This window comes from Flavobacterium sp. LMO6, assembly GCF_009495795.1.
GTDB lineage: Bacteria > Bacteroidota > Bacteroidia > Flavobacteriales > Flavobacteriaceae > Flavobacterium.
Map to the genome: position 1 here is coordinate 1 of NZ_WIBH01000037.1, position 1674 is coordinate 1674.

General features: G+C 33.6%; 1 protein-coding gene and 1 pseudogene. Both read right to left on the bottom strand.

The window, feature by feature from the left end; all coding sequences use genetic code 11:
* A pseudogene (locus GFJ99_RS13205) lies at window positions 1–962 on the bottom strand (PD40 domain-containing protein); the annotation flags it as partial.
* A 20-nt stretch (window positions 963–982) separates the two neighbouring features.
* A partial coding sequence (locus GFJ99_RS13210) for a type IX secretion system membrane protein PorP/SprF (RefSeq protein ID WP_153209510.1) occupies window positions 983–1674 on the bottom strand: 692 nt, incomplete at its 5' end.

The window sequence follows — 1674 nt, forward strand, 5'->3', positions numbered from 1 at the left end:
TCTGGTGTTCCATACTCATCTCCGTTTACTGATACTTTCCAAATGTCTTCTCCTCCAAAACCACCTGGCATGTTCGATGAGAAGTACAATGTTTTTCCATCTTTACTAATGCTTGGATTTCTTACATCATACGCTTTATTGTTAAATGGTAATGGTTTTGCGTTTACCCATTTATCACCTTCTTTAGTAGCTTTATAAAGATAAATTTTACCAAATTTTGCATTCTTTGGTTTGTCTTTTGTAAACTCTTTTTCATTAAAACTCTCGCTGCCGTAATACATCGTAGTTCCATCACTTGATATACTTGCAGGACCATCGTGCCATTTCGTATTTATATTCTCAACTGCTACTGCATCGCTAATGGTGCCATTAGCATTATACGTTGCTTTATAAATATCTAAGTATGGCTCTTCGTTCCATCCGTTAGTTTTTCTTGAATTATTTCTTGAACTTGAAAAATATACATTGTTATCATTGGTAAGTACAGCTCCAAAGTCTGTTTTATCACTACTTACATCTGATTTGGCAATATCATATAATTTAGTTTGTCCTTTTAATTCTGGAAGGTAATTTGGCTTACTTACAAATGCTTTAGCTCTTTGGTCATTGGGTGCCAATTGTGCAAATTGTTGCATTTGTTTGTCTGACTCATTGAAGTTTCCTTCAGCCTTTAGCATTTGAGCATATTTATAATACGTTTCCGCATCTTGCTTCTGCTCTACTACTTTTGCATACCATTTTACCGCTTCTTTGGTATTAAAAACATTATAGTAGCTTTCTGCTAATTGTTTATAAACGTAGCTATCGGCTTTATTACCTTCTGCTAATTTTAAATATTCTTTGGCTGCATCAACGTATTCGTATCTATCGAACAACTTATCTGCTGCTTTTGTGTATTGATTTTGTGCACTAAGTATTCCACTTACCATCACAAAACTTAATGTTATATATAATTTTCTCATTGTACTTTGGTCGCTTTAGGTTAGAAGAATCTTGGTGAACTTGATACTTTCTTCGGGAAGTTCAAATCAAACAACAATATTAACTCGTGAGAAGATGGCGTTGTTACTTTCAAATCCGAAACGATATGATCATATGCATAACCTATTCTTAATGATGGCGTTACTGCATAATTTATCATCGCTCCAAAACTATCTTCTAAACGATACGTTCCTCCTACCTCAAATTTCTGATTGAATAAGAAATTAGCCGATAAATCTAAAGAGGTTGGTGCTCCAAAAGCCGATTTCATCATGAAAAAAGGCTTGAACTTAACCGTATCATTAATGTCAAAAACATACCCTCCTGTTAAAAAATAATGCGATACCTCTGAACCAAATTCTAACTGATCTCCGGTACGTTGAATATCCAAATGTTTAGATCGCATCATATTTGGAACTGATAATCCTAAATAATACTTGTTTGTATAATAGAAAAATCCCGAACCTAAATTAAAATAGGTATTGCTTATATCTTCACTAAAAGCAGGGTCCGTAGGTTGTGGTAATGTGTAATTAATATCACTATACAATCCTACATTATGAAAAGTTAATCCCATTTTTAATCCAAAGGCCAACTTATGTTCGCCTCCTAAATTTAATGTATACGAAAAATCACCATAAACATTGTTTTCCTCAACAGGACCAATCTTGTCTGATATAAAACTCAAACCTA